Here is a 25,266-nt window from a genome sequence, read left to right as displayed (position 1 = left end):
GCAAAAGATGAAAACTGCAGAACTGGGGGCTAATGAAAAACTTGTCCTGGCTTCACTGAGTGAGGAGAAGATATCCCTAATTCAGGATGTTATAAGAAGAACCGGATTAAACCAGGCTACCGTCATGCGGGCCGCGCTAGAACTAAAAGAAAGAGGATTGATCGAAATCATCGAAGAAAGAAGAGAAAAAGTCAAGCTAACTGAAGAGGGAATGAAATATCTGACTGCCGGACTCCCAGAGCGAAGACTTCTGCAAGCTCTAGAGAAAAGAGAAGGTCCTATCGAAGAAATTCGAGAACTCGCGGGAATGAACGAACAGGAAATGAACATCGCCTTGGCTTGGTGTAGGAGAAAAAACTGGATAGAAATGCCAGAAATCGATGGAAAGAGGATTTTGCGTCTAACTCCAGAAGGTCGTTCTGCGCTTCTCACCAAAAGTCCTGAAGAGGAAGCACTTGAAGCAATCGGGAGAGGGGAAATCTTGAAACCCGAAATGAAGGAAATTGTTGTTATTCTCGAAAGAAGGGGACTTGTCGAAGTAGAAGAAGAAATCGAAAGAAAGCTAAAAATCCTTCCTGCAGGGGAAGAAATAATCAAGACAGGAGTAGAGATCGGGGAAGAGATTTCAGAACTGACGAAAGAGATAATCGTAACTGGAAGGTGGAAGACCGCCAAGTTGAAGAAATACAATGTGCTTGCACCGGTCGCCGACATTTTCCCCGCCAAAATTCATCCGCAACAGAGAGTGATTGAAGAAATCAGAAGAATCCTGCTCGGGATGGGTTTTGTTGAAATAAAGGCGAGGATAGTCGAATCAGAGTTCTGGAACTTCGATGCACTTTTTCAGCCCCAAGATCATCCAGCCAGAGACATACACGATAGCCTTTGGGTAAAAAAACCAGAAAAAACTATGCTCCCTTCCGAAGAGCTGGTCAGACGTGTAGCAAAAAGTCATGAAAAAGGAGTGGCAGGCTCAAGGGGATGGGGATACAAGTTCAATCCAGAGATTAGCAGACGTCCGGTACTCTGCTCACAAACCACGGCTGCCACAGTCAGATACCTCGCCTCTAAACCTAAACCCCCTGTCAAGGTCTTCTGCATAGATAGAGTTTATAGACATGAAAAAATCGACTACAAACATTTAGCAGAGTTCTACCAGTGTGAAGGCATAGTGATGGAGAGAGGCATGAATCTTAGAAACATGCTTGGCTATCTGAAGGAAATATTAAACGCACTAGGTTTCGAAAAGATAAAGTTCATGCCGTCTTATTTCCCATACACCGAGCCATCTGTTCAGGCGTTGGTTTATCACGAACCTAAAGGAGAGTGGCTGGAGGTTCTTGGAGCGGGCATGTTTAGACCAGAGCTACTCCGACCGTTAGGTATACGTTATCCTGTTTTGGCTTGGGGAATAGGTCTGAGCAGACTAATCATGCTGAAAATCGGACTTGAAGACATAAGAGACCTATTCAAGAATGACCTGGCGTGGTTGAGATCTGGCGCACTTTATCAGGCCTTATCAGAAGGTGATTGAGATGCCAACCATCACGATCGACTGGGAAGATTTGCTGAAACTCGTCGGAGGAAGGATTGGACAAAACAGAATTGTCAACTCTATGGAGCTTCTCGGGCTAGAGACGGAAATCGATGGAAATGAAGTTAAAGTTGAGGTTCCGCACAATAGACCCGACATGCTCAGCGTGGAAGGAATAGCCAGAATTCTAAAGGGGATACTTGGAAAAGAAACTGGACTGCCAAAATACAAGGTGAGAGAATCCGAGGTAGTGGTATACATTGACAAAAGCACGAAGGATGTCAGACCGATGATTGCGGCGGGTGTGGCATTAGACGTAAAGCTCAATGAAAAGGCAATTCTATCGATAATGCAGCTACAAGAAAAACTCCACGAGTCGCTTGGAAGAAAGAGAAGAAAGGCCTCGATAGGTGTTTATGATCTCGACACCGTTAAACCGCCTATTCATTATACAACGACAGACCCCGAGGGACTAAGGTTTGTCCCGCTTGGGTTCTCGGAAGAGATGTCCCCAGCTGAGATCTTGGAGAAACATCCAAAAGGCATAGAGTATGGACACCTACTCAAAGGACTGCCGAGATATCCAGTTCTGATCGATTCTGCCGGGATAGTGCTGTCGATGCCACCCATAGTCAACAGCGAGGATACAAAAGTCACCAAAAAAACCAGGAGGATATTCGTGGACGTAACTGGCTTGGATTGGAAAACTGTCCACGGTGCGCTAATCATCATGTTGGCGGCTCTGGCCGAGCGAGGATATAGCATAGCAAACGTTAAAATAAAAAATGGAAGAAGAACGTGGACAACTCCGGATTTCCGACCGGGTCAGATTAGGGTGCACACCAAAAACGTCTGTGAAACCATCGGAATTGATCTAAAAACTAGTGAAATTGTGGAGATTCTCAGAAAGATGAGATATGAGATATACAGAAGTGGCGGGGTGCTAGAAGTTTTCTACCCTTCTTACCGTTTAGACATAATGCACGAAATCGACGTGATCGAAGATGTAGCGATTGGCTATGGATACGACAAATTGGAACCGGTCGTCCCTTCTGTGCTGACCAAGGGGGAGGAAGCCCAGATAGAGAAGATATCTCACTGGGCAAGACTTGTGATGATCGGCTTGGGCTTCACAGAAGTGATGACGTACACACTTTCAAGTAAAGAAAAAGTTTGTGGCAAAATGTGCGTAGAAGAGGAACTCGTGGAAATTGGAAATCCAGTGTCCTCAGAATACTCGGTGATCAGATCTTCTCTAATACCATCTCTCCTAGAAGTGTTAGCGGAGAACAAACATTATCCGACACCACAGAAAATCTTTGAGATAGGAAACGTTGCCGTGCTAGACCCGACCTACGAAACTCGCGCTAAAACTGTGCGGAGACTTGCTGGAGCCATAACCGGAAGTGAAGCAACCTTTGCGAACATTAGGGCGGCGGCGGAAGCTGTGATGAGAGAGCTATCTTTCAAATGGGAAATTAGAGAAACAGAACATCCCAGTTTCATCTCGGGAAGGGTTGTAGAAATACTATCAGATGAGAAAAAAAGAGGAATAACGGGGGAGATATCCCCAGCCGTTCTTGAAAAATTCGGACTTGAGAACCCAGTCGCAGTGTTCGAGATCGAGCTAGGATCTATCTGACTCTAACTGCATATCTTCCAGGCTTTTTTATCGATAAATGTTTCGCAATCTCAGATTTTTCCGGATTTTCAACTATCAAGTAACCAAACCACTCGGAGGAAAGCGCTGTCTCGCCACAACTGCATCTGTTCCCTTCTACTAGTGCACGGCATCTTTTGCAGGCTTTCAACTTTTGCCCTCCTTCTCCAACCATTCTAGCTTACCCAAGCCTGGCTGACGCATTGTCATGCCGATTTTTTCGGCTCCTATTGCCATGATTCTCGCTCTAACATGGTCTCCTACTTTAAGCACGAGCTTCTTCTCTTTTCCAATTAGGATGCCCTTCTTTCTGTCATGGCTGATGTAGTCATCCATCACCTGGGAGATGTGGACTAGACCATCCAAAGGACCTATCCTCACAAACGCGCCGAAATCTGTGATGTCTACGATTTCTCCCAGAACGACCTCATCCAGCTCGGGCTTGAACACCAAGGCTTCAAAAACTACATCGTGATGGCTGGCGCCGTCTCCCATTATGATTCTTCCTTCTCCTATTTTCTCAACCTTCGTGATTGCTAAAATTACTCCGACATCTTTATCCGCTATTCCTACGTAGGTTTTTCGCAAAATGTCAATGACGGCGCTTTCGATCGGCTCACTAAATTTGTCTGGCGGAACTCTTACGGTATCCTCTATCTTCACGAGCTTAAACATGCTTTGTTCACCTATCCAGATTTACGGATATATTATTTATAAGCGACTTTTAGGATAAATTCCTTACGTAACGAGTATATTGGGTGGTACCATGTATATGCTTATAGGCTGCGACGACTTTGGGTTCTCTTTGCTGCGCGAACTATCCGGCAGAAGGATGAAGATAGTGGTGATAGAAGATAATCCAGAACGTGTAAGGCATCTGAAAAAAATCGGCTATTCTGATGATTCTGTGCTTGTCGGAGATCCAGCTTCTCCGGATACTTTGCTGAAAGCAAGCATAGAGAAAATGGATGCCGTTCTGATAACCTTCCCCGACTTTGAAAAAAACTTGAAGATCCTGCGAACGATCAGAAATCTGTTCGAAGGACCTTTAAAGACACTTAACGTCATGGGTCTCACGCCGGTCGTGATGGTGAGAGTGAAAGACGAAGCGGAAAAAACTGAGGTCGAAAAAAATGGGGGAAGCGGCATTCTTCCGGAAAATCAGCTGATGGCATCTGCCGCATCGGTTCTTTTCGACGAAATTTCGCTCATGTTGAAGGAAAAAACATTGAGAAGGTTAATGGAAGACATGAGAAGAAAGGCTGGAAGACTTGCGATCATACTCCAGACGAATCCCGATCCTGACAGCATCGCAAGCGGTGTTGCGCTAAAACTTTACGCGAAAAGAATGGGAGTTGATGCAGATATCATCTACGACGGAGTAATCGGGCTTCCTGAGAATGTCGCCTTGATAAATCTCCTCAATGCTGAGTTGAAAGAGGCGAATTCTGTAGATTTGGATAAAGACTATCAGTGGACAGCTTTAGTCGACGTCGCTACTTCTGCAAATTGTGCCTTGCCTCCTGAAAAGATTCCAACCATAATAATCGACCATCACATCGTGCCAGAAAGTGAAATCAAAGGAAACTTTGTGGCGATCTTCCCGGTTGCCTCCACTTCCACGATAATGACAAGCTTTCTGCGGCACGCCAACATTCAGATAGACTCTGTGACCGCGACGGCGCTGATGATGGGACTTCTAACGGACACTATGTGGCTGACGAGGGAGCTGACGGAGATCGATTTGGAAAACTTCAGATATCTATCTGGATTGATGGATAGAAGCCTCTTTCAGCGAATAAGAATGGTCTCTTCTCACCCATCACCAGAACACATCGAACTCTTGAGCAAGGCATTGAAAGCTTCTAAGATAAAGGGAGACTTTAGATTTGTCAATCTAGGCGAGGTTGACAAAAGAGAGGACATTGCGATTGTGGCTGATTATCTGCTATCGTATGAAGGACCGAACACCGTTGTGGTCTATGGAAAAATGGATGGTAATATTTATGTTTCTGCAAGAACGAAGTTAGACACTCTCCATCTCGGAAAACTCATGAAAGACAGTTTCTCGAATATTGGGAGCGGAGGTGGACATGCCAAAATGGCCGGAGCAACGATTCCACTCAAGGCTTTTCCGGCGGACATGAGCAAGAGTAAAATCAATTCAGAAATTCAACGCAGAATTCTTGCTGCAGCCGGAGTTGTGAAAAAGAGAAAGAGAAAATGAGCTGGTTGAGGGAAGCTCTCCGGGGAGTCTTATCCGAGGAGAAATTGCGGCTCGTTCCTAGAGGTTTTCAACAAATCGGAAGAATAGCCATATTGAGCTTGCCAAATGAGCTCACAAATGAAGCTGAGATCATTGCAAAGAAGATCTTGGAGACCGGTCAAGTTGATACGGTGGCGCTGAAGACCGGCGGAATCGAGGGCTGGAGGAGGAAGCCAACCATAAAGATTATCGCTGGTAAACCTCAAACAGAAACAATACACAAGGAAGCTGGTTGTATTTTCAAGCTGGACGTGGCTGAAACTATGTTCTCGAAGGGAAACTTGTCAGAGAGACAAAGAATAGCAGATCTCGTAAAAGAAGGCGAGGTGGTTGCAGATCTTTTCGCAGGAGTAGGGCAGTTTTCTATACCGATTGCGAAAAGGGGAAGAGCCAAGCTGGTCTATGCCATTGAGAAGAACCCAATCGCTTACAAATATCTCTGTGAAAATGTGAGGCTCAACAAAGTTGGACATATCGTTATGCCAATTTTGGGAGACTGCGCACTGGTCGCTCCCCGCGGAATCGCCGACAGAGTCATACTTGGAATTCTGCACGTTGGTCACGTTTACTTACCACTCGCCAGCGAAGTGCTGAAAGAAGATGGAGGAGTTATCCACTATCATGAGACGGTACCGGTGAAAATGGCTTTCGAAAGACCTCTTCAGAGAATAACAAAAGGTGTCGGAAGGGAAATAAAAAAGGTTGAGGTGAGGATTGTCAAAAAATACTCGCCAAAGGTTTTACATGTCGTTGTCGATGCGGATGTGGGAAGGAGGATTTCAACATGAGAAAAGCCAACGAAGCTGAATTGAGAAAGTTGAGGATGATGGCGGATTATCTCTTTGGTTCTGGTGCTGGCGATAAACTTTTTCCAGATGGAATTTTCATCGTAAAAAGTAAGGGGAGGATAAGACAGGTGTGGATGAATGGAGAACCCATCTGCGCTATCAGAGCATCCGATGGTCACATAATCCTAAACAAACGAGGGGCGATGGGACTATTGAGAGCTTTTCCTACGCCAAGGTTACGGGTCATCGTCAGCGATGAAGCGGCACCTTTCGTTGCGCAAGGGAAAACCGTCTTTGCCAAACACGTCATAAGAGCGGACCAAGAGATAAGACCGGGCGAAGAGGTAATAGTCGTGAACGAAAAGGATGAACTCTTGGCCACCGGAACTGCCATGTTGGCTGGAGTGGAGATGGGTAAGGTCAGATGTGGGTTGGCAGTCAGAGTCAGAAGAGGATATGGGAGGAGGAATGGTGAACATGATGGGGATGAATAAACGGCAGATGGAAAAGATGATGAAACAGCTAGGGGTGAAAATATCAGAGCTCGAGAACGTTGAAGAGATCGTCATAAGAACCCGTTCGCAGGAGATCATCATCAAAGAACCGAGCGTGACGATAACCGAGATACAGGGGCAGAAGATTTATCAAATTTCCGGGAAGGAGGAGGAAAAGAGAAGAATTGAAGAAGAAGACGTGCGGCTAGTTATGGAGCAAACGGGTGCGAGTAGAGAAGAAGCTAGAAGTGTACTTGAGAGGACCAATGGAGATCTAGCCGAAGCCATTCTGCTCCTTAAAAAGCAGAATTCTAAATAAGGGAAAATGAAAACCAACTGACGGTTGCTATTAATACTGCCGCAACAAGAACTCCGAAAGTCATGGCAAGGGTGGCTGCAGACCTACGCATGCTTAAAACGTGGGCGATCAGACATCCAGAATATACCCCAGTTCCAGGAAGCGGTATGGCCACGAAAGCGAAGAGGCCGAGAAAGCCAGCTGGATTTCTGGTAGCTGCTCTGCGCAGACTCCATTTGTAGAGCCGGTCCACTATCTCGAATCTCCTCCTTAACGGTGGAACTATCCAATCGAGAAGGAAAAACGCCAGTGGAATAACCAGAATGTTTAAAATTACACATACTGCAAGCGAAAAGCTGAGCGAAAATCCCATCGCTAGAGCGGCGGGAAGGGATGCTCTGAGTTCTAAGAAGGGTACGAACGTGAGAAAGAATACCCACCAGTCCATCGCGTCTTAATCCACTGTCTGGGATTAAAAATAGAACGGTGCTCCCTTCAATCACCTTTTTTAAAAATCAGAATCGAAAATAAAACGGATGTCCGAAGGCACACCGCCTGACAAACATGAAGTTCCAAGCTGGGATGAAATTTATAAACTCTGTTTAGAGGTCGCAGAAAAAATAAAGAGAAGTGGCTTCAAGCCGGACATTCTGGTTGCGATCTCCCGTGGTGGTTGGATCCCCGGGAGGATTCTCTCGGACCTTTTAGAAAATCCGAATATCGCCACCATAAAGGTCGAACATTATATCGACATCTATAAGACTACTCCAAAACCGCAGATAACCCAGCCTCTCCCAATCGACGTGAGTGGGAAAAGGGTTCTCCTGATAGATGACATTGCAGATTCGGGAAAGAGTCTCCAGCTAGTCAAGGAGCATCTGCTCGAGAGCGGAGTAAGGGAAGTCAAAATCTGTGCTCTCTATTGCAAGCCTTGGTCAGTTGTTGTCCCAGATTTCTATGCGCGAGAAACAGATGCTTGGATATGGTTTCCGCACGAGCTGTTTGAAACCATATCCAAGATGGTCGCTAGGTTGAAGAAAAATGGTAAAAGCCAAGAGGAGATAGAAGAAGCTCTTCTAAAAATTGGGTTAAAACAAGAACTTGTAGAAAAATTTTTGAAATGGATGAAAAATCAGGATCTCCTTGAGTCAAGATAGGAAGCCAGACCCTCCACGTCTTTGACGTATTTTCCGACCAAGCTTTTCAGCTTCTCCCATATTTCAGTGTTCAGGTGAAGATTTTTTACTCCGCTTAGGTGACGCTTGCAGAACGAAACCATCTCTCGGCCTCGCCTATCGAAGTCCATGAGAACGATTACCTCTCGCTCTTTCATGAGCTCGTCCATATTATTTACCATGCTGCTACCATTCATGACGGTGAAAAATCTACCGTTTATTCCGAGTTTGGAGAGGGAAAAGACATCCTTTTTTCCCTCCACTACTATGACGGCCCCGTCGGAAGCCAGCCTACTAAGCTCTTGCAGAGTATCTTCGATTTCCTGCAAAATTTCTTCGTTCATCTTTAATCTATCTGTCAGGCTTTGGATATAAAAATTGGTTTTTCAAAAAACTTGTATTTCAGTATGGCTCTTTTTTCAGTCCAAGTGAATAAGCAAAACAGTTGGCTAGCAGATGAATGATTGGAGTTATTACTAGAAGAATGATGAAAATCGAAAGAGATGGAACACGTAATGGCAAAGCAAATATGACTGCAAAAAGAAGGAACCCGAGCTGATCTAGCAGGGGAAACGGTCTGCCTCTTTCGAAACCCAATCTGCGCTTGACAAAGCTTCCGAAGAGATCTCCACAGAGCGCTCCAAGTGACAAAAGAAAAGCAAGTGGAAGCAGTCCCAAATTGTTTGTTGTGAGGGTCTGAAACCCACCAATAATCGTACCTACTGAAAGCCCTCCAAGAAATCCTCTCACGGTTTTGCCCGGGCCGAAAATCGGCCGCCCATCCCTAAACTTCCTTCCACCATCGATGGGTCTTCCTCCCCCAAAAATCACGGGGGAAGCGTTCGCAAAATATGCGGGCAGGATAAACCACAGGGCTTCTCCTACTAGACTGAGCATCACGGATTTCATCCCTCATGGTAGCCCCGGCCGGATTCGAACCGGCGTCGCAGGCTCCAAAGGCCTGCATGCTTGACCGCTACACCACGGGGCTCCAGATTTACATCATACACCGGCATATTTGATGTTTTCCCACTAATTTTGTAAAAAAGCACTGCTGCTGCCAGAGAAAGAACAAAAATCAGGAAGAAGACCCAAGAAAAGCTCCAAACTACTCCCATATAATCCAGCAGGCTGGAGAGAATCGCACCAACCCCATAGCCCGTAAAAACCAAACTATAAAGTTCGTCAAAATTTCCGGAGAGAAATTCCGAGGTTGCTAACGGAAATATTGAAAACCATCCACCAAAAACGAACCAGAGAGCGGAGAAGGAAATTGCATACAGAAAAAGATTTGTCGCCTGCGAAGCTAAGATTGAAGAAAAAGCAGATATCGTGAAAAATAGAATCGCGCCGGATCTCACACCAGATCTGTCACAGATAAATCCAGCGATTGGTCCGCCGAGCCCGTTGAAAATCGCGAAAAGAGAGGTCATAAAGCTGGCGGAGGAAGGATCTAGAAATATCACTTCCTGCCCATACTTTGCGGACAGAGACACTGCCAAAAGCCCACCGATTGTACCGAGCGCGAGCGATGTCCAAAGCATCCAAAACTTTCCTGATTTCAAAACTTTTTTAGAAGACACACTCGGAACTGGCTCAATGTTCTCCCCAGAAGTAATGTTGAGAAAGAAAAAGGGTAAACAAACTATAAACATGGACCCTAACCAGAAGAAAGTTCTGAAAACCCCAAACTTAACAATCATCAGTCTAGAGAGAGGAGCCATAAGAACTGGAGAAAATCCAAATCCCATAGCGACTATCCCTATCGCCAGACCTCCATAAGAGGCAAATTTTCGTTTTACGATTGCGATCGGAATAAGATATATGCTTCCCGTTCCTGCTCCAGCGACAAGGGATGAAATAATCAGAATGTTCGGATTTGATTTCGCAAATGCTCCGAATAGCCAGCCGATTCCGCAGACAAGCGAACCAACTAAGGAAGTTTTTGTATATCCAAACCTTCTTATAAGCTTCCAGCTGATCGGTGTGAAAATTGCGAAGCTTGTCAAGAAAACCGCAAATGGGAGTGATGACTGAAAGGAGCTCCACCCTAACTCTTCCTCAAGTGGAATCCGAAACACGCTCCAGCTGTATATCGTCCCGAGCAGGAGATTTATCATGAAACCCATCAGAGGATATATCCATCTGTTTTCTTGGTTCACTTTGCTCCCGAAATCTGCAAATTATTCTACGCCTGTTTAAAGGTTTCTGCAGCATATTTTTTATGAGAACCAATGATGTAAAATTTGCATGATGCTCGAGAAAATAGTGGAGTGGCTCGGTTATATTGGAGGGTGGATAAGGCTTATCGTCATATTCGCTACTTTCCTAGCTGCGGGCTACATTTTCACGTTTCTGCTTGGAGCAGCCCTGCGACTGATCTGGAGAAAAAGTAGACGGGAAGTAGAAGAAATAATCATCAAAAAAATTAGGCTGGCGATTTTGACCGTTTTCTCGCTAGTTGGGCTCCATTTTATTCTATGGCGCGAGGCGCTGTTTTCTGAAAACATCAGAAATTACATCTCTCTTCTTATCTTGGTCCTCATAGTCGTTATTTCGGCATCCATTGTGACGAAAGCGATAGGAAGACTTCTTTCTCATTACGCTAGTCAGAAACCTTCCCTGAAAGGAGCAATACCTATTTTCTCAAAACTAGTGAACATTTTCGTCTATGTTATCGCGTTCATACTCGTTCTCCACATACTTGGAGTAAATGTGACCGCGCTCGTCGCCGGACTGGGAATAGCTGGGATAGCAGTCGCCTTCGCCCTTCAAGAAACTCTCTCTCAGTTTTTTGCTGGAATGTACATCATCTCCGAACATCCTATAAAAATCGGGGATTTCATCGAGCTTGAGACTGGACAGAGAGGATATGTGGTCGACATTGGATGGAGGTCAACCAAGATAAAAGAGCTTCCGGACAACGTCATAATAATACCCAACTCGAAGCTTGTCTCGTCCATCATTAAAAATTACTCAGAGCCCCAAACGGAAATGAATTTTGTGATTCCTGTCACCGTTAGCTACGGAAGTGATCTCGAAAAAGTCGAGAGAGTGACCTTGGAGGTAGCCGAGGATGTTATGAAAAAACTCGGGATCAAGTTGTCAGGTTTCAAACCGTTGCTGAGATACACTTCTTTTGGAGAATCGGGAATAAATTTCAACGTGGTTTTGAGGGTTAAAGAATTCAAGCAACAGTTCCCACTAACGCATGAGTTCATGAAGGAACTCTACAAACGTTACAAAAAAGAGGGAATTGTCATTCCGTATCCGACTAGAGTTGTTTATCTTGAGGAAAAGAGCAAATAAAATTTTTCTGGCGGGCCCGCGGGGATTCGAACCCCGGTCACAGGCTCCGCAGGCCTGCGTCCTATCCAGGCTAGACTACGGGCCCGAGTTTTTCTCGGCTCCCCACAACCATTATTTTGACTTTCGTCTAGTTATAGACACATGTTTATGAAGAAATCTGAAAAAGGAGGATTGGTGGAGATTGAGAGTAGTTCTCTTCATATGTACTGAAAACAGATTCAGAAGCCAAATTGCTGAGGCATATTTCAATAAATATGCACCGAAAGGGTGGAGGGCGATAAGTGCGGGTTTAGAACCTGCAGATGAAATTCATCCCAATGCGCTCAAACTCATGCTTGAGGAGGAAATAGACATTAGTGGAAAAAAACCAAGGCTACTCACGATTGACATTCAGCGCGGTGTTGATGTTGCGATAATCGTCTGCAGCGGATATACATGTCCAGTAGTTTTCGCAAAGCATGTTGAGAAATGGAATCTACCAGATCCAGCAAGAATGCCTTTACGAGAGGCTAGGAAAATCCGTGACGAAATAAAAAGTAGAGTTCTCGATTTAATTCGCAGGATCAAAGAGAATAAGATTAGATTCATTAAATCAAACGAGACATGTTAAAAAGCATCTGCTAGAATCCGGCAAACTCCATGACGATCAGATGGCCCTTCTCGCCAACGCGTCTGAATCCGTTCTTTTCATACCAACTTTCTCTTTCCCTAAAAACCTCTACAGTTATCCTCTTACCATTGAAATCATCTTTTATCACCTTTAGGAGCCAGGAACCGATTCCATGTCCACGCCACTCCCTATTGACGTTTATCTCTAATATGTGGACGCTTTCGTCCTCACGAACGATAGCTACGGCTATTACTGAAGAAGAATTCCAGCACTCGTACCTGTGTATATCTCCTTCACACGTTTTTTCTATGTGCATATGGTAAAACTCATCCTGAAACCCTTAAAAATGCTTTTCAATGATGAAAAACGAACCTGAGAATCCCCATAAGGAGAAGACCAAGCAAAAATAATGAGAAGGAAACGATGGTGTTGAATTTGTCTGTTTCTTTGTGCAGTTCGGGAACCAAATCAGATGCAGCTATATAGAGAAAACCTCCAGCGGCAAAGGAAAGAAGCAAAACTTTGGCATCACCAAGGTATGGAAGAAAGAAGTATCCAGCTAAACCTCCGGCTACAGCTGTGAGCGCCGACAAAAAATTGAGAAAAAGAGCTCGACGTGGTTTGATCCCGCCGTAAACTATCACACCAAAATCCCCCATCTCTTGAGGAATTTCATGAGCTGCTACGGCAAAAGAGGAAGTCAGACCGAGCGGGATGCTGACAGCAAAACTACCGGCAATGATTAAACCGTCAATGAAGTTATGAACACCGTCTCCAAGCAGATTGAGGTAAGCGAAAGTATGAATTGGACAAGCTCTGTCGTGGCAATGTCGCCAGAGCAATTTTTCTAGAATCAAAAACAAAACAAAGCCAAAGACTAGAAATGAAAATACTGTTTCCGAACCCAAAGTTTCAGCTTCTATCGCTTCCGGGAGCAGGTGAAAAAATGCTCCACCGATAAGTGCTCCGGCGGCAAACCCAACTAGCACAAGAAGAAGCCTCTTCAACAACTTTTCAGATAAAATCAAAGTAATTGCGCCAACGAAAGATATCAGGCTTATTATGAATGTCATCAACAAAATCCATAAAATTTTGATCATTTTGAGATCCTCCTACACCGCGAATCCTCAAAAATCTCCTTCCCACATGGACAAACCGTTGGATGATTGTTAAGCCTGCAGATCGCATTAATGATTTCCATCGAGACCCTATAATCCAACTTGGATGCTTCTTTACAAGCCGTCCGGACATCACACCCCAACTGCCCGACAAAGAGAATTTCTAGTAGTCTATGCTTTCTAAGAAGCTTCCTGGCCTCCCGTATGCCGGCCATCGTGAGCTTTACTTCGCGATAACGCCTGTATTTAAGGAGGTTTTTTCTTGAAAGGCTCTGGATGACTTCCGTCACCGTAGCCGGATTGACCCCAAGAGATTTCGCCAGCTGGGAAGTACGAACACTCTGAAAGTCCTCGCAACGTCGCCTGTATATCTCCTTCAGGTATTTTACTTCATTCTCCGTTAGCTGTATAACTCCCATAATCTCCAAAAATTTAGGTGAATCCTAAATTTATAGACTTATACGAATGCGGCTACATAGCTTCCTTTCTCCACCCCGAGCGATTCCGCAACTGGACGACATTTGGCTCTAAGAATGTAAAAACATCTGTTGCCGAGATCGAGTTCCGAGAGCGTTTCATAATTTCCCATTCCTTTGGAGATGATTATATCGGCAGAGTTGAAAGCCTGCTTAAAGGAATCTTTCGCCAGCGAAAGGTAAACTCCAACAGTTGGAGAAGAGGGTATAACCTCAGCTGGTATTTCCACTCCCTTTAAATCAATCATGGACAAATCGTTTTGAATCGGTTTTTCCTTAACAGCGTAGTAAACATGCGCCCTTTCCGACAAGAATTTCAAAAATGGTATATCAAAGAAAACTTCCCCTGCATTGTCGGCGATGTAAAGAACCTTATTTGCTTTTTCTAACCTGCGCTCAAGTTCATCCCTATCGTCCAGCGCGAATTCGATTTTTTCTATTACCGCTCTTTCCAAGGAGGAAACAGGCAAAAAGAAGTCAAGCGAGTTTCCGATCGCCGCCACCTCAACGAGTTTTTTCAAGTCACGCAACTCACCGAATTTAGCGACTATCTCTTTCGCTCTTTTCATTTCCTCAATCTTTCTTTCTCTGAACGGATCCGGGTTTCTGGATACTCTATAAATCATCTTGAGAAATTCGTTGGAAACATCAGACGGAACCGATGAGGGTGGATAGCTCGAAATTATTTCCTCAGCCATTCTCATCATTTCCTTTTTCAGATTGGGGTCATGAGAGGCTAAATCTACTGTTAGCTTGGCAAGCCATCTGAGACATCTTGGGCAATCTTTCCCCATGCGCATATCTCATCGATTTTAGTTGTTCATTTTCTCTTATGCGCCTTCCTGTAAATTGCACGATACTTCCCGTACTTTCTGGGTTTTGCGAAGAACTCCTCCTTTTCTCTTTCCATTTCCCTGCGGCAAGTGCGACAGAGAAGAATGAAGTTAGAGACATCGTTGCCGGCTTCCTCATCGAGTTTGCAGACCTCGACGGCTTCTTCGCTTAAACAGATTTCACACCTCTCTCCAAGAACCTTTCGCACGTGAGAGAAGAAGAGATCTTTTGCAACCTTTTCGATCTCCTCTCGCATCTCAAGTTTTTTCGTCCACTCCTCCGGTATTTTGTGTATACCTAGAAGAGTTCCTGCTATTCCACCACTCATGCTTGCAATGGTGTCGGCATCGCCACCGAGCGAGACCGCTTGCAAAATCGTTGCCCTGAAATCTCCGGCGTTTGCCAAAAACGTATAAATCGCAGTTGGGACGGAGTTCAGAGCCTCGCTTCCGTTCCCTAACTGAGACACTACTTCTTTCTTAGAGGCTCCATGCTTTAAGAACTCCTCAATCTTTTTTAGCTTCTCCACGTAGGCTTCAGAGTTTAGACCTTCGACGAGAGAGTTCAGGAAATCAAATCTGTCGAACTCCGAAAAATCCGTGGTGGCGGCAAGAGCAACGGCTTTTGCCTGAAGCTTTGCACCCTCAACTGCGAGCGGATGAAAGTGTGTGACAATGCTCGACTGCTCGGCTGCCTCGAAAAGGGCAGTCATATCATCGCAAAAGAAAAGTCCAACTGGCAAGACACGCATGGCTGCTCCGTTTCCCCAAGAACCTCCTTCAGCCACTTTTCTGGTTACTTCTCTCCAATCTGCCCCATTCTTCACTTTTTCCAAAACCAATGTTGTGGTGATACCGTAACCACGGGCTGGGTCATAACTCAGAACGAATTTTTCGATGAGATCATCTGGGTCCACTTTACCTTTTTCCACGATCGATCTTGCAACATCTAGCGACATCAGCGTGTCATCTGTGACTGTCAAAACCGAAGAGGATGAGATCATTTTTTCTATCTCTTCTTTTGTGACCGATGCAGAGCCTTCAAAAGGTCTGCCGGTCGCGTCGCCGACTGCGGCGCCGATCATGCCACCGACAAACTTTTCAAGCCGAGTCAAAACTTTTCCACCTCCTCTTGAACGTCCAGACGTGTTTCTGCCGCAAAACTTCTCTCGATCAAGCTCACGAGTTCAACAATTCCTTTATTCTCAGTTGCGGAAATCGGAAGCAGCTCTCCTGCTAGGCCCATCTTCTCTACAGCCTCCAATATCATTTTTGTGTTCTCTCTGTTCAGTGGATTTTCCTCACTTTCGAGCTTTTCTAAAAGAGCATCTTTTCTGTTCACCCAGTCTGATATCTCCTCCACGGTTTTTTCGTCGAGCAAATCTGCCTTTGTCAGAACGTTCAGCTGTGCTACCCTGAAACGGCTTAGAACCGATGTCGAAAGCATTAACATCGATATGAAAGAGCTCGGGCTGCGGGCCAGAAATGCATCGATTAGAAAGAGAATTAGAGGAGTACCTTTCTCGGTAAAGGCACGCACGACCATTGGACCGGTATCCCTGAACGCGAATAGCTCCATTTGTCCCGGAGTGTCCACCAACACGTAGTCGGGGTTCCATTTTGAGATAATCTCTCTAATTTTTGGAATATGGTCGACGATGAGATCTACAGAGACTACGAGAGCACCATTCGGTCCGAGCCTGAACTCCCTCATTACCTCGCGAAGTGAGATATCCTTTCTTATGTCTATCTCGGGCGTATATGGAAGCCACTCGGCTCCAGGGTCTAAGTTAACGGACAAAACTTCCAGACCTGCGGCTCTCATAGTCTCGTATAACACGGCTGTTAGGGTAGATTTTCCACAGCCGGCCGGACCAAGAATGTACACGAAGTTGGACATACCGATGCCAGAAAAAGATTATCCCACAACCTTTCTTTATTTTTTCTCCAGCATGAGTAGATATTCCCCTGCTTTGCCGAGCTTCCGCCTCGATGGCGTCGTGCACCATCTTTCATTGACGAGTATCGCCTTCTTCACGGAGAAGCCAACATCCTTGGCAATTTCTGAAACCTTTTCGATCACTTTCACAACACCCCTCTTCGAACAACCGTCGGAGATCACCAAACAGACTTTGGCTGCAGAACGAGAAACTCTGAAAAGTTCCTCCATGAATCTCGCCATATCTGAGAAATACTCTTCTGGACTTGAATCGTCAGCCCAACCACCAAAGAAACTTTCTATATTTGTTTGGACATCCAAAATCCACTCCTCGATCTTGTATGCTCTTATGTACTCACCCTTGAATAAGTATGGCGGAGACGTTATGGTTATATCAATGCTCTCGTCGGGAAGATTCATCCTCCTGGCATCACACCTCTCTATCCTTACTTTCGCTGGTTTTGTGGGAAGATTCCTTAAATCCTCGAGCATCCCTTCGGTTACCTCTTTAAAAATTGTTAAGAGTGGCTTCACCTTTCTCTTTCTAACCTTGAGAACTGCACCGTCTACTTCCGCCCAACTGCAATGAAGAGCTGCCTTCATAAGAGCAAGCAGAAAGAAATTTCTCTCCCTTTCTTCAAGCTTCAAAATTTTTTCCTTTAAACTTAAGATCAGTTCAGGGATTTTTGGCGGAAAGAATTTTCTAACCCATTCTGGAGCGATTTCGCCGGGCTCTACCTCAACCGCGATTATTTCATTCATTAGTTGGTGAAGCCTCGCCAAATCATAATCGGACGTTTTCACGCGAGACGCGAACAAAAAAAGAGGATGAACGTCAAAACCTATGCTGGACAATCCTGCCTCCTTGCAGGCGAGCAATGTCGTACCAGCTCCACAGAAAGGATCTAAAACTAGCGAGTTCCGGTCTGGCTTCCAGAGATCTAAAAGCGTAAGAACGAGATGGCTCGAGAATGACTCCTTCAGCTGAAACCAACGATAAACGGGTCTTTGCTTATCTGGTATGGGCGTAACAAACTTGCCAAACTGTAATTTTTTGGAAATTTTCATGACTTCCCTGCCCTTAGCGACTTGAGAAATTCTATTTCTTCTTCGTTCAACTCCAGTTCTCTAGCCAAATGTTGTAAACGCTCCGGTTTGCCGCCAAGCATTATAGGTAGATAAGGCAGAAAATCCTTTTTCACAACTCTGGAGGAGGTATGACATTTGCGCGCAAGCTTTTTGGCAACGGAATTGCGAATGTTTCTTGTTTTCATTGTTTGTGCCATCTTCCTTATCCACGAAGACGGCTGGAATTTTGAGAATTGAAGCTCTTCTCCTTTACTAACCGCCACACCGGCAGTCATCATATCTGACGCAAAACTCCAGAATTTGTACGAACTCCTAGAATAACCAAAAAATTTGTCCGCCTTCGAAAGAACTTCATAAACTTTTACAAGCGACTCAGGATCCTTTACAACCTTTGGAACGTTTTCAACGATCCAAGCAAATGCTTCGTCCGGTGAAAGATCTGCGTCCCACAAAGCGGTTCTGGCGATTTTCGCACTCTTACTTCCGAGAATAGCGCTCAGAGCATCGAAAATCGTTTTTTCACGGTTTCTCCTTGCAATTATCACGTCATCCTTCGTGAGAGTTTTCTTTCCAAAAGCTGCGACCTGAAGATCGTGAATGGCTGAGCGCATATCTCCTTCCGATATGTTCGCAATCATTTCAAGAGCTTCCTGATCTGCCCTTATTTTCTCTCTCTGGGCTATCGTTGCTAGTCTTTTGACTATGAGTGGTTTCTGAATCCTCCGGAAAACGATAGGTAGACAGAGCGCACGGATATCTGCCGGCACCGCATAAAGATCGTTAGCGATGAGAATTATTGGGTTTCTCGTCTCGTTGAGAATTTCTCTAAGAGCAGCGTAACCGCCGCGATCTGCAGTTCCGTGAATATTATCTGCTTCGTCGATTATCAGGAGTCTTCTGCCAGCCGCTCCTTCAAACAGAGTCCCGGCCCTAGAGGCTTCTCCGGCAATTCTCCTAACCGCGGAAAGCGTCCGCTCGTCGCTTGCATTCATCTCCACATACTCCCACCCCATTTCTTTTGCAAGCAGAATTGCGGATATCGTCTTTCCAGTTCCCGGTGGTCCGTAAAGAAGCAAGGCTTTCTTCGCTGGGGTTTTCTTTTTCCACTCTCTAGCCCAGGCTTTCATCTTCTCGATCGCGGCTGCCTGCCCCACGACCTCAGCCAAGCTTTTTGGAGAATGTTTATCAACCCAAATTTCCGTCATCAATGTTAATTTCTCCTTTTTGGGTTTTAATCCGGCACGTAAGCAAAAATTAAAGCACTTCGCGTGAATTTTACTCTGATGAGAATCGCTGTAATGTCTGATTTTCATTTCGGAGTGAAATCTGGAACTACTCGTGAACAAGATTCCTTCGACCAGGCAGAGGAGGCTCTTAGAAAAGCCATCACATCCGGAGCTGATCTTATTCTGGTTTTGGGAGATATCTTCGATAGAAGTAAGCCAAGCTTGGAGAGCTGGGCTAGAGCTCTTCGAATTCTAACCTCTCCCCAGCTCGCCGAAAATAGTGGGATAAAACTCGTGGAGACAATTGATAAACCGGAAGATTCTATCTCTCCGCTAGCTTTGCGTGGTATTCCGCTCGTGGCGATTTTTGGAAACCACGAAAGAAGAGCAAGAGGTGAAAAAAATCCCGTTGAGGCGCTCGAGGCTGCGGGAAAACTCATATTGCTTAATGCGAATTCTGTGACTTTTGAAAAAAATGGGGAAAGAATTTCACTACACGGGCTGAGCTATGTTCCAGAAAGAGATCTTTTGCCGACGATAAAGGCTTGGAATCCAAAACCGGTGGAGAACTCATTTAACGTTCTCCTGTTACATCAGTCGATAGGGAGCTTCACTTTTTCCTCTGAGGAAAAACCAAGCATTCAGTTCTCTGACCTGCCTACAGGTTTTGACCTCTATCTAGATGGACACGTTCATTATCGGGCTGAGGCTACTGTCCATAACAGACTTTTGCTTATTCCGGGAAGCACAGAGAGGACGCAGCTTTCGGACATAGAAGCCGGCAACCCAAAGGGATTCTATATACTTGACATCGATGGGAAAATCGTGCAGCGCAGGTTCGTCGAGCTAAGGTCTCCAAGAGATTTCTTTTACGAAAGATTGGTATTTAGAGATGCTACACTTGAACAAATCTACACCACGTGCAGGAATAAGGTAAAGGAGTTGCTACAAAGAGCACGGAAGAACACGGAGAAGATTCCGATAATAAAACTGAGATTGGAGGGAACGCTGGCAAATGGTGTGGCGAAAATAGATTTTGATCCATCCATTCTAGTTGAAGAATTTGGCAAAGAAGCAATCCTAGAGATATCCCACGACAGACTGACCGCAAAGGGTCTGGAGGAGAGAATTGCTGCGCTGAGGAGCATGAGAGAGAAAGGTGTTCCCATCGAGGAAAGGGGAATACTCCTACTTTTGGAATATGCTAAAGATATTCCGGCCGCTCAGATGCTAGACATGAGAGGACTATTTGAGTTGCTCGCTGCGAAAAAAGAGGAAGAAGCCAAAAAAATGGTGGATGAACTCGTTTCTGAGCTCGTTCGTGGTGGTTCCGGATGATCTTCGAGGTCAAAATAAAGAACTGGCGATCGCATGCAGACACCCACCTCAGATTTCAGGAGGGGACAAACGTTCTGGTTGGACCAAACGGCAGCGGGAAAACATCAGTTCTTACGGCTGTGGAGTTTGCGCTCTTTGGGATGATTTCGGATGTTGAAAGTAAGAAAGTGAAACTGGAGGATCTGATAAGGAAGAATGAGCAAAGAGGAGAGGTCGAGGTCGGATTCATCTCTCCAGATGGTGTTGAGTACTCGGTCAAAAGGACGATCATGCGAGGGAAAGGGACGACATGGGCCGAGCTCAGGAAAGCCGATGGGAGCACGGTGATAAGCGGGAGTACTGAAAGGGTCACAGAAAAAGTTTGCGAGATTCTGAAGATAACTAGGGATGTTTATGAAAGAGCTGTTTACTCAGAACAAAATAGGCTCGATTATATTCTGGAGCTGCGGGCTGGAGACAGGAAAAGAAAAATAGATGAACTTCTGGGACTTTCGAAATTTGAGGAGGTTAGAAAGGGTTTTGGATCTCTGGCAAGAGAGCTTGAAATTTTAGGAGAAGAATCAAAGAAGAAAGCTGAGACACTCAAAAAAGATGAGCGGCTTCAAAAGCTTGAGGAATTCAAAAGAAACTTGGAAGAAATAAAGCAGCAGTATGAACTGAAAAAGCGCGAGCTTGCAAAGATTTCGCAAGAGCTGGACGAGATTGATAAAGAACAACAACGCTTGAAGGAAATTGAGAAGAAAATCTCGGAAATAAAAACGGAGCGTTGGCAGATCGAGGGAAAAATAGAACAGGCAAAAAACCAGCTTGAAAATTCTAGAAAAACACTTGGAGAGATGGCTCATGTTTCAGAAGATTTTTTGATTTCAAAAAAGGATGAACTCGAAAGTAAGTTCAAAACTACTAGCGGATTCATCGAGGAAAAGAACAAAACAAAAGAAAAACTCATCCAGAAAAAAAGCGAGTTGCTGGCTGACGGTAGAAGTCTGACGGCCGGTATTCAGAGACTTGAGAAAGAACTGGTCGTCAAACGTGAGAAGAGAAAAAAGCTTGAGGAACTCGCTGCAAAAAAACTGAAGGAAGAGATAGAAAGACTGGAGAATGAACTCAAACGTGTTGGGGGTGAAATCGGCCGACTCAAAAACCTAGAAGTGGAGCTTTCTAATGCCATTGCCGAGCTTGGGCGAGCCGAAAGTACATGTCCGGTTTGCGATAATCCGCTACCAGAAGAAAGGAAAGTTTCCCTCATCGACAAAAAGAGAGCAGACATGGAAGAGGTGAAAAGAAAGATCGCTCTGCTAGAGAATGAGGAGACTGAAATTTCTGGGAAACTTCGTGAGCTACGACGGGAGGCAAACGAGGAGGAGATTCTCAGACGTGAAACCGCAGATCTGGAATTGAAAGAAAAAGAGCTTGCTGAGATGAGGGAAAAGCTCTCTGAAATTCAGGTGGAAATTCCGAATATAGAAAGGGAACTGTCGTCAATCGAAGAAGAAATTCAGATGCTTGAAAACGAAAAGAAAAACATCGAGAAAGAAATCAACAGAATCCTAGAAGTGTTGAAAACTAGAAGAGATATGAAAGAGCTAGAGAAGCTGATCGAAGAATACGTAAATCGATCTAAAGCACTTGAAGAGCAGCTGACGAAGTTAAAGCTAGAGTTTGATGAGAAAAAGCTTTCCGAGCTTGAGGAAAAAAGCAGAGATCTCCATCAATGCTTGGGTGGAGTTCAGCAGGATGTGAAAAATGCAGAGAAAGAGATCGATCGACTGCAGAGGGAAATCCAAGAAATCGAAGAGAAAAGGAAAACAATCAAAGAGTGGGAGAAGGAGGCTGAGGTGAGGCTGGCTCTATCCGGTGCCTTGAAAGCTCTACAGCAGGTTGTGATGAGGGTACAAACGGAGATGAGGCAGGAATTTTTGAACGAGGTGAACGAGATAATGAACAGCCTGTGGGCGGATCTCTACCCATATGGAGATTACACTGGGATCAGGTTGCTTTCAGAGGAGAACGACTACGTTTTGCAGTTGAGAAGAAGGGGAGGGGAGTGGATAAACGTCGATGGGGTTGCAAGTGGCGGTGAGAGAACTGTCGCATGTCTGGCGCTTAGAGTTGCCTTAGCCATTCTCTTTGCCCCGAATCTCAAGTGGATTGTCTTCGATGAACCTACACACAACCTTGACGAAAGATCCGTGCAGGAGCTCGCTAGAGTTATGAGGGAGAGATTGCCCGGAATCGTCAGGCAGATAATACTGATAACGCATGATCCCATGTTCGAAGCGGCGGTGAGTGGGACTCTCTACAGGTTTTCAAGAGATAAAGAAAGAGACGGACCGACCGTCTGTGAACAGGTTTCGGTTGAGCATTATGGCTTCCCAGCTGATATGCCTGCGCGGAGATGAAAAAGAAGTGGGACGTGGACTTTACCGGTCAGTCCTCAGAGTTGGAGACTACGTTCTAAAAATTCACAGCTGTGAAGGTGATGCAAAAGAGCTGGCCAGGAAAATCGTTGAAAAAAATCTGGAGCTAAGGAAAAAGCTCGATTTTCTGCCGGAGTTTTACGGAGCGGTTGTTACGGGTTTGAGGTCTGGAAACAGCTTGAAAATGGTTGTTGTCTCGTTTCACGAGTATGTGGAGCCAGTCAAAATTACGCGGGTGTCCATCACAAGAATCGCACAACTCGTTGAGAGAGCGGCGAGAGCTGGGTTCGTCCTAGACATGAAGCTGTCCAATTTCGGGGAAAAAGACGGAAAAATTTACTACCTCGATGAGGGTGGGATCGGAAAAGGACCCATACCACCGGATGTCGAAGAGGAGTGGAGAAAATTCCTGAAGAACCTGATAAATCGAATGAAGATCAAGAAGTGAGTGTCTCGACCTGACGTTTTATGCTTCTTGCGATTTCCTTGCCTATGTAGGGGAGACTAGCCAATTCCGCTTCCGAAGCCTTCGCTATGTCTTTCAAAGTTTTGAAACCTCCACTGAAAAGGCTTCTCGCTCTGACCCTTCCTATTCCCTCAAGCTGGACGAGTTCAAGGAGTTCTTCTTTCACACCATACCTTATTCTCTCGGTGAGTTTGCGAAGGGGGTTTAGAGCTGGCTTCACTTTAAAGAGTTTGGCGATCTGATGGGAGGAGTAAAGGAGCCACTCGGCCGTCTCCGCCATTCTCCTTATGTCTCCTGCTCCAACACCAAACTTTTCATGAATGTCATCTTCCCTTTCTTCTTCAACCCAAGCCTTGAGCATCAGAGCCGTTTTTAGACTGGCGAGGAACTGCTCGAAGAGGATGGGATCTTCCTCCTCAACCGGAACCAGAAATTCCGATCTGTGGGAGGAGTATTCCAGCTCGAGCCACTCATAGTCCTTCTCACCGAGATAGAGAGGGGGCATGTCGGGGGTGCTCGAAATAAGATGAAGCAAAGCAACATCGGAAGGTGGGGTTGTCGAGACAAGTTTGAGACCATCGCGGATTATGACTGCTGAGAGCGGGTCTATGTAAAGAGCGGATGTAAGTTCTCCGAAGGGAGTTGGAGTGAGTACGTCTCCTCTCACCGTTATCAGCTCGTTTTTCTCGAGAAAGTCTAACACTCTTTCAACAACGGATTCTACTCTCTCCACCCCAAACTGAAAGGCGAAGAAAGTTTTGCGCATAAAATCCCTCATCGAATCCCAGTTCGTTGCGTAGCCTGCCGCGATGGAAGCTAGAACATGAGTGCGGAGGGCTGGTTCTGTAGCCAGTTTTGAGGTTACCCTTTCCGGCGGAGCTTTTATGAAATCTTCCAAGAGGACTTCGGCTTCAGCTTCGGAGTGAGTTATAAGGATGGCTTCACCGAATTTGTCGTACTGTGGTCTTCCGGCTCTCCCGCAGAACTGGTGGAATTCCATCACAGGAATCGGGACTAAACCATAAGGTTCCACATATCTTCGATAGTCTCGGACGATGACCCTTCTGGCTGGGAGGTTGACTCCTGCCGCCAAAGTTGGTGTCGCGCAAATGATTTTTATCAAATTTGATTTGAAACCTCTCTCCACAGCCCTGCGCTGGAGGTGGTGGAGACCGGCATGATGAAAGGCGGACCCATCCCTGACGCAAGAAGCGAGAAGACGGCAGGTTTTCGTCGTTTCCCCGAGAGCCCCTTCGATCTCCTTGGCTATCTCGCGTAATTTCTGCTTTTCTTCCTGGGAGAGATAAAGACGGGAAATTGGGGATAAAATCTCGGCGACCGTCTGTGAAGATTTTCTAGTGTTCACGAAGATGAGCAACTGTCCCTTTTCTTGAAGAACATCATGTGAGAGGGTCTCCAAATCGCTACCTTGAACCTTTATCTTTCTTCTTTCTCCGTCCTCGAAGATTATTTCGCCGTCGAGATAAACTCCTTTTTTAAGCGGGACCGGTCTCCAGTCGCTCAAGACGAGCTCCGCTCCAATCCACTCGGCAATTTCGTCCGAGTTTCTTATCGTGGCGCTGAGGGCTAGGATCTGGAGCCTAGGATTAACCTGCCTGAGTCTCGTGGCCAAGATCTCCAAGGTCGGGCCGCGTTCCGGGTCGTTTAGGAGATGTATCTCGTCAAGAACTACGACGGTAACGATGTCGGCAAGCCACTTCGCCCTGTGCCTAAGTAGAGAATCAACCTTCTCTGAAGTGGCGACGAGGATGTCATACATCGCGAGCTTTGGGTCAGCCGTGTCAAAATCTCCAGTGCTTATCCCGACGCGTATTCCGAGCTGCTCATACCTCTGCTTAAACTCTTCATATTTTTCGCTTGCGAGTGCGCGGAGGGGAACGACGTAGAGGCACTTTCCCTTTTCCTTCAGGATTGACTTGAGCATGCAGAGTTCGGCGACGAGGGTCTTCCCGGCTGCAGTCGGAACCGAGAGAACCAGACTTTTTCCATCAAGGACTCCCGCTTCTATCGCCTCCTTCTGTGGTGGGAAGAGTTTTCTTATCCCAGCTGCTCCGAGGATTTCCACTATTTTCTCGGGAAGGTTGTACTTTTTACAGACGTCTTGGATTTCCATTCTAATGAAAATTTAAGGAGTGAAAGGATAAGGGTTTTTTCTCGACCGTTTGCCCTAGGACACGCTGAGTTTTGGACTCGGGTTTAATATCAT

The 25,266-nt window shown here is 45.6% G+C and carries 28 protein-coding genes and 2 tRNA genes; 14 read left to right on the top strand and 16 right to left on the bottom strand.

Annotated features, from left to right (window positions below; genetic code table 11):
* Positions 1-7 precede the first annotated feature (7 nt).
* Positions 8-1,534: a phenylalanine--tRNA ligase subunit alpha gene (locus QXF64_03205; GenBank protein ID MEM1689494.1), complete on the top strand. Its 1,527-nt coding sequence runs from the start codon at positions 8-10 to the stop codon at positions 1,532-1,534.
* Position 1,535: 1 nt separating this feature from the next.
* A complete protein-coding gene (pheT, locus tag QXF64_03200; GenBank protein ID MEM1689493.1) occupies positions 1,536-3,176 on the top strand; it encodes a phenylalanine--tRNA ligase subunit beta in 1,641 nt (546 codons plus the stop codon).
* Here the strand turns inward: pheT and spt4 are convergent.
* Together spt4 and QXF64_03190 are read right to left on the bottom strand one after the other, a co-directional pair.
* Positions 3,169-3,345 (bottom strand): transcription elongation factor subunit Spt4, encoded by a 177-nt coding sequence (gene spt4 / locus QXF64_03195; GenBank protein MEM1689492.1) that lies wholly within the window; start codon positions 3,343-3,345, stop codon positions 3,169-3,171. The genes pheT and spt4 overlap by 8 nt on opposite strands.
* Complete coding sequence (locus QXF64_03190) at positions 3,342-3,869, bottom strand: DNA-directed RNA polymerase (GenBank protein ID MEM1689491.1); 528 nt, start codon at positions 3,867-3,869, stop codon at positions 3,342-3,344. Before QXF64_03190 ends, spt4 begins: the two co-directional genes overlap by 4 nt.
* A gap of 91 nt (positions 3,870-3,960) precedes the next feature.
* Here QXF64_03190 and QXF64_03185 point away from each other — a divergent pair, with 91 nt between their 5' ends.
* The 4 genes from QXF64_03185 to QXF64_03170 are packed head-to-tail and all read left to right on the top strand — an operon-like array spanning position 3,961 to position 7,061.
* Positions 3,961-5,421 carry a DHH family phosphoesterase gene (locus QXF64_03185; protein ID MEM1689490.1) on the top strand — a complete coding sequence of 487 codons (1,461 nt, stop codon included), beginning with the start codon at positions 3,961-3,963 and terminating at the stop codon, positions 5,419-5,421.
* On the top strand, positions 5,418-6,248 hold the full coding sequence (locus tag QXF64_03180; protein ID MEM1689489.1) for a class I SAM-dependent methyltransferase family protein: 831 nt from the start codon (positions 5,418-5,420) through the stop codon (positions 6,246-6,248). Before QXF64_03185 ends, QXF64_03180 begins: the two co-directional genes overlap by 4 nt.
* On the top strand, positions 6,245-6,742 hold the full coding sequence (locus QXF64_03175; protein MEM1689488.1) for a PUA domain-containing protein: 498 nt from the start codon (positions 6,245-6,247) through the stop codon (positions 6,740-6,742). The genes QXF64_03180 and QXF64_03175 overlap by 4 nt, the downstream gene beginning before the upstream one ends.
* A complete protein-coding gene (locus QXF64_03170; protein ID MEM1689487.1) occupies positions 6,717-7,061 on the top strand; it encodes a nascent polypeptide-associated complex protein in 345 nt (114 codons plus the stop codon). The genes QXF64_03175 and QXF64_03170 overlap by 26 nt, the downstream gene beginning before the upstream one ends.
* Here the strand turns inward: QXF64_03170 and QXF64_03165 are convergent.
* Positions 7,054-7,488 (bottom strand): small multi-drug export protein, encoded by a 435-nt coding sequence (locus QXF64_03165; protein MEM1689486.1) that lies wholly within the window; start codon positions 7,486-7,488, stop codon positions 7,054-7,056. The genes QXF64_03170 and QXF64_03165 overlap by 8 nt on opposite strands.
* An 88-nt stretch (positions 7,489-7,576) precedes the next feature.
* Between QXF64_03165 and QXF64_03160 the strand changes: the two genes are divergently transcribed.
* Positions 7,577-8,197 (top strand): phosphoribosyltransferase, encoded by a 621-nt coding sequence (locus QXF64_03160; GenBank protein ID MEM1689485.1) that lies wholly within the window; start codon positions 7,577-7,579, stop codon positions 8,195-8,197.
* On the opposite strand, the gene QXF64_03155 is transcribed toward QXF64_03160, so the two are convergent.
* The 3 genes from QXF64_03155 to QXF64_03145 all read right to left on the bottom strand — a co-directional run bounded on the left by QXF64_03155 (position 8,173) and on the right by QXF64_03145 (position 9,206).
* On the bottom strand, positions 8,173-8,559 hold the full coding sequence (locus QXF64_03155; protein ID MEM1689484.1) for a toprim domain-containing protein: 387 nt from the start codon (positions 8,557-8,559) through the stop codon (positions 8,173-8,175). The two genes, QXF64_03160 and QXF64_03155, sit on opposite strands and share 25 nt — an antisense overlap.
* A 58-nt stretch (positions 8,560-8,617) precedes the next feature.
* Positions 8,618-9,112 (bottom strand): CDP-2,3-bis-(O-geranylgeranyl)-sn-glycerol synthase, encoded by a 495-nt coding sequence (locus tag QXF64_03150; protein ID MEM1689483.1) that lies wholly within the window; start codon positions 9,110-9,112, stop codon positions 8,618-8,620.
* A gap of 18 nt (positions 9,113-9,130) precedes the next feature.
* Positions 9,131-9,206, bottom strand: a tRNA-Gln gene (locus QXF64_03145).
* Positions 9,207-9,547: 341 nt separating this feature from the next.
* Between QXF64_03145 and QXF64_03140 the strand changes: the two genes are divergently transcribed.
* The 3 genes from QXF64_03140 (at position 9,548) to QXF64_03130 (ending at position 11,524) form a co-directional block, all read left to right on the top strand.
* Positions 9,548-9,997 carry a hypothetical protein gene (locus tag QXF64_03140; protein MEM1689482.1) on the top strand — a complete coding sequence of 150 codons (450 nt, stop codon included), beginning with the start codon at positions 9,548-9,550 and terminating at the stop codon, positions 9,995-9,997.
* Positions 9,998-10,039: 42 nt separating this feature from the next.
* A complete protein-coding gene (locus QXF64_03135; GenBank protein ID MEM1689481.1) occupies positions 10,040-10,252 on the top strand; it encodes a hypothetical protein in 213 nt (70 codons plus the stop codon).
* 213 nt (positions 10,253-10,465) lie between these two features.
* A complete protein-coding gene (locus tag QXF64_03130; GenBank protein MEM1689480.1) occupies positions 10,466-11,524 on the top strand; it encodes a mechanosensitive ion channel family protein in 1,059 nt (352 codons plus the stop codon).
* An 8-nt stretch (positions 11,525-11,532) separates the two neighbouring features.
* Here the strand turns inward: QXF64_03130 and QXF64_03125 are convergent.
* Positions 11,533-11,609 (bottom strand) — tRNA-Arg (locus tag QXF64_03125).
* A 96-nt stretch (positions 11,610-11,705) separates the two neighbouring features.
* On the opposite strand from QXF64_03125, the gene QXF64_03120 reads away from it, so the two are divergent.
* Entirely contained in the window at positions 11,706-12,134 is a 429-nt protein-coding gene (locus QXF64_03120; protein MEM1689479.1) for an arsenate reductase ArsC, read from the top strand.
* 10 nt (positions 12,135-12,144) lie between these two features.
* Here QXF64_03120 and QXF64_03115 read toward each other — a convergent pair whose 3' ends face one another.
* From QXF64_03115 to QXF64_03080, 8 genes are read right to left on the bottom strand one after another with little or no spacing between them, the layout of a single operon-like run.
* Positions 12,145-12,450, bottom strand: coding sequence for a GNAT family N-acetyltransferase (locus tag QXF64_03115; GenBank protein ID MEM1689478.1), 306 nt, complete (start codon positions 12,448-12,450; stop codon positions 12,145-12,147).
* Between the two features lie 37 nt (positions 12,451-12,487).
* Positions 12,488-13,234 carry a ZIP family metal transporter gene (locus tag QXF64_03110; protein MEM1689477.1) on the bottom strand — a complete coding sequence of 249 codons (747 nt, stop codon included), beginning with the start codon at positions 13,232-13,234 and terminating at the stop codon, positions 12,488-12,490.
* Complete coding sequence (locus QXF64_03105) at positions 13,231-13,671, bottom strand: metal-dependent transcriptional regulator (GenBank protein MEM1689476.1); 441 nt, start codon at positions 13,669-13,671, stop codon at positions 13,231-13,233. The genes QXF64_03110 and QXF64_03105 overlap by 4 nt, the downstream gene beginning before the upstream one ends.
* Positions 13,672-13,709: 38 nt before the next feature.
* Complete coding sequence (locus QXF64_03100) at positions 13,710-14,522, bottom strand: ARMT1-like domain-containing protein (GenBank protein ID MEM1689475.1); 813 nt, start codon at positions 14,520-14,522, stop codon at positions 13,710-13,712.
* A 26-nt stretch (positions 14,523-14,548) separates the two neighbouring features.
* Positions 14,549-15,676 carry an ADP-ribosylglycohydrolase family protein gene (locus QXF64_03095; protein MEM1689474.1) on the bottom strand — a complete coding sequence of 376 codons (1,128 nt, stop codon included), beginning with the start codon at positions 15,674-15,676 and terminating at the stop codon, positions 14,549-14,551.
* Positions 15,673-16,461, bottom strand: a complete 789-nt coding sequence (locus QXF64_03090) for an ATP/GTP-binding protein (protein MEM1689473.1) — start codon at positions 16,459-16,461, stop codon at positions 15,673-15,675. The genes QXF64_03095 and QXF64_03090 overlap by 4 nt, the downstream gene beginning before the upstream one ends.
* Before the next feature lie 36 nt (positions 16,462-16,497).
* Positions 16,498-17,568, bottom strand: a complete 1,071-nt coding sequence (locus tag QXF64_03085; GenBank protein MEM1689472.1) for a DNA methyltransferase — start codon at positions 17,566-17,568, stop codon at positions 16,498-16,500.
* Positions 17,565-18,794, bottom strand: coding sequence for a replication factor C large subunit (locus tag QXF64_03080; GenBank protein MEM1689471.1), 1,230 nt, complete (start codon positions 18,792-18,794; stop codon positions 17,565-17,567). The genes QXF64_03085 and QXF64_03080 overlap by 4 nt, the downstream gene beginning before the upstream one ends.
* 78 nt (positions 18,795-18,872) lie before the next feature.
* On the opposite strand from QXF64_03080, the gene QXF64_03075 reads away from it, so the two are divergent.
* The 3 genes from QXF64_03075 to QXF64_03065 are packed head-to-tail and all read left to right on the top strand — an operon-like array spanning position 18,873 to position 23,021.
* Positions 18,873-20,153 carry a DNA repair exonuclease gene (locus tag QXF64_03075; GenBank protein MEM1689470.1) on the top strand — a complete coding sequence of 427 codons (1,281 nt, stop codon included), beginning with the start codon at positions 18,873-18,875 and terminating at the stop codon, positions 20,151-20,153.
* Entirely contained in the window at positions 20,150-22,555 is a 2,406-nt protein-coding gene (locus QXF64_03070; protein MEM1689469.1) for an AAA family ATPase, read from the top strand. Before QXF64_03075 ends, QXF64_03070 begins: the two co-directional genes overlap by 4 nt.
* Positions 22,521-23,021, top strand: coding sequence for a hypothetical protein (locus tag QXF64_03065; GenBank protein ID MEM1689468.1), 501 nt, complete (start codon positions 22,521-22,523; stop codon positions 23,019-23,021). The genes QXF64_03070 and QXF64_03065 overlap by 35 nt, the downstream gene beginning before the upstream one ends.
* Here the strand turns inward: QXF64_03065 and QXF64_03060 are convergent.
* Positions 23,011-25,173 carry an ATP-dependent DNA helicase gene (locus QXF64_03060; GenBank protein ID MEM1689467.1) on the bottom strand — a complete coding sequence of 721 codons (2,163 nt, stop codon included), beginning with the start codon at positions 25,171-25,173 and terminating at the stop codon, positions 23,011-23,013. The two genes, QXF64_03065 and QXF64_03060, sit on opposite strands and share 11 nt — an antisense overlap.
* Positions 25,174-25,266: the final 93 nt, after the last annotated feature.

It is taken from the genome of Candidatus Hadarchaeales archaeon (genome assembly GCA_038823825.1).
Lineage (GTDB): Archaea > Hadarchaeota > Hadarchaeia > Hadarchaeales > Hadarchaeaceae > JAVZGN01.
The sequence above is the reverse complement of the archived record's forward strand: the minus strand, read 5'-3'. Positions and strand labels throughout refer to the sequence as shown.

Coding starts and splice junctions, on each gene's coding strand:
- QXF64_03205 (MEM1689494.1), top strand. CDS start 8: ATGAAAACTGCAGAACTGGGGGCTAATGAAAAACTTGTCCTGGCTTCA.
- pheT (MEM1689493.1), top strand. CDS start 1,536: ATGCCAACCATCACGATCGACTGGGAAGATTTGCTGAAACTCGTCGGA.
- QXF64_03190 (MEM1689491.1), bottom strand. CDS start 3,869: ATGTTTAAGCTCGTGAAGATAGAGGATACCGTAAGAGTTCCGCCAGAC.
- QXF64_03185 (MEM1689490.1), top strand. CDS start 3,961: ATGTATATGCTTATAGGCTGCGACGACTTTGGGTTCTCTTTGCTGCGC.
- QXF64_03180 (MEM1689489.1), top strand. CDS start 5,418: ATGAGCTGGTTGAGGGAAGCTCTCCGGGGAGTCTTATCCGAGGAGAAA.
- QXF64_03175 (MEM1689488.1), top strand. CDS start 6,245: ATGAGAAAAGCCAACGAAGCTGAATTGAGAAAGTTGAGGATGATGGCG.
- QXF64_03170 (MEM1689487.1), top strand. CDS start 6,717: ATGGTGAACATGATGGGGATGAATAAACGGCAGATGGAAAAGATGATG.
- QXF64_03165 (MEM1689486.1), bottom strand. CDS start 7,488: ATGGACTGGTGGGTATTCTTTCTCACGTTCGTACCCTTCTTAGAACTC.
- QXF64_03160 (MEM1689485.1), top strand. CDS start 7,577: ATGTCCGAAGGCACACCGCCTGACAAACATGAAGTTCCAAGCTGGGAT.
- QXF64_03155 (MEM1689484.1), bottom strand. CDS start 8,559: ATGAACGAAGAAATTTTGCAGGAAATCGAAGATACTCTGCAAGAGCTT.
- QXF64_03150 (MEM1689483.1), bottom strand. CDS start 9,112: ATGCTCAGTCTAGTAGGAGAAGCCCTGTGGTTTATCCTGCCCGCATAT.
- QXF64_03135 (MEM1689481.1), top strand. CDS start 10,040: ATGCTTCCCGTTCCTGCTCCAGCGACAAGGGATGAAATAATCAGAATG.
- QXF64_03130 (MEM1689480.1), top strand. CDS start 10,466: ATGATGCTCGAGAAAATAGTGGAGTGGCTCGGTTATATTGGAGGGTGG.
- QXF64_03115 (MEM1689478.1), bottom strand. CDS start 12,450: ATGCACATAGAAAAAACGTGTGAAGGAGATATACACAGGTACGAGTGC.
- QXF64_03110 (MEM1689477.1), bottom strand. CDS start 13,234: ATGATCAAAATTTTATGGATTTTGTTGATGACATTCATAATAAGCCTG.
- QXF64_03105 (MEM1689476.1), bottom strand. CDS start 13,671: ATGGGAGTTATACAGCTAACGGAGAATGAAGTAAAATACCTGAAGGAG.
- QXF64_03100 (MEM1689475.1), bottom strand. CDS start 14,522: ATGGGGAAAGATTGCCCAAGATGTCTCAGATGGCTTGCCAAGCTAACA.
- QXF64_03090 (MEM1689473.1), bottom strand. CDS start 16,461: ATGTCCAACTTCGTGTACATTCTTGGTCCGGCCGGCTGTGGAAAATCT.
- QXF64_03085 (MEM1689472.1), bottom strand. CDS start 17,568: ATGAAAATTTCCAAAAAATTACAGTTTGGCAAGTTTGTTACGCCCATA.
- QXF64_03080 (MEM1689471.1), bottom strand. CDS start 18,794: ATGACGGAAATTTGGGTTGATAAACATTCTCCAAAAAGCTTGGCTGAG.
- QXF64_03075 (MEM1689470.1), top strand. CDS start 18,873: ATGAGAATCGCTGTAATGTCTGATTTTCATTTCGGAGTGAAATCTGGA.
- QXF64_03070 (MEM1689469.1), top strand. CDS start 20,150: ATGATCTTCGAGGTCAAAATAAAGAACTGGCGATCGCATGCAGACACC.
- QXF64_03065 (MEM1689468.1), top strand. CDS start 22,521: ATGGCTTCCCAGCTGATATGCCTGCGCGGAGATGAAAAAGAAGTGGGA.
- QXF64_03060 (MEM1689467.1), bottom strand. CDS start 25,173: ATGGAAATCCAAGACGTCTGTAAAAAGTACAACCTTCCCGAGAAAATA.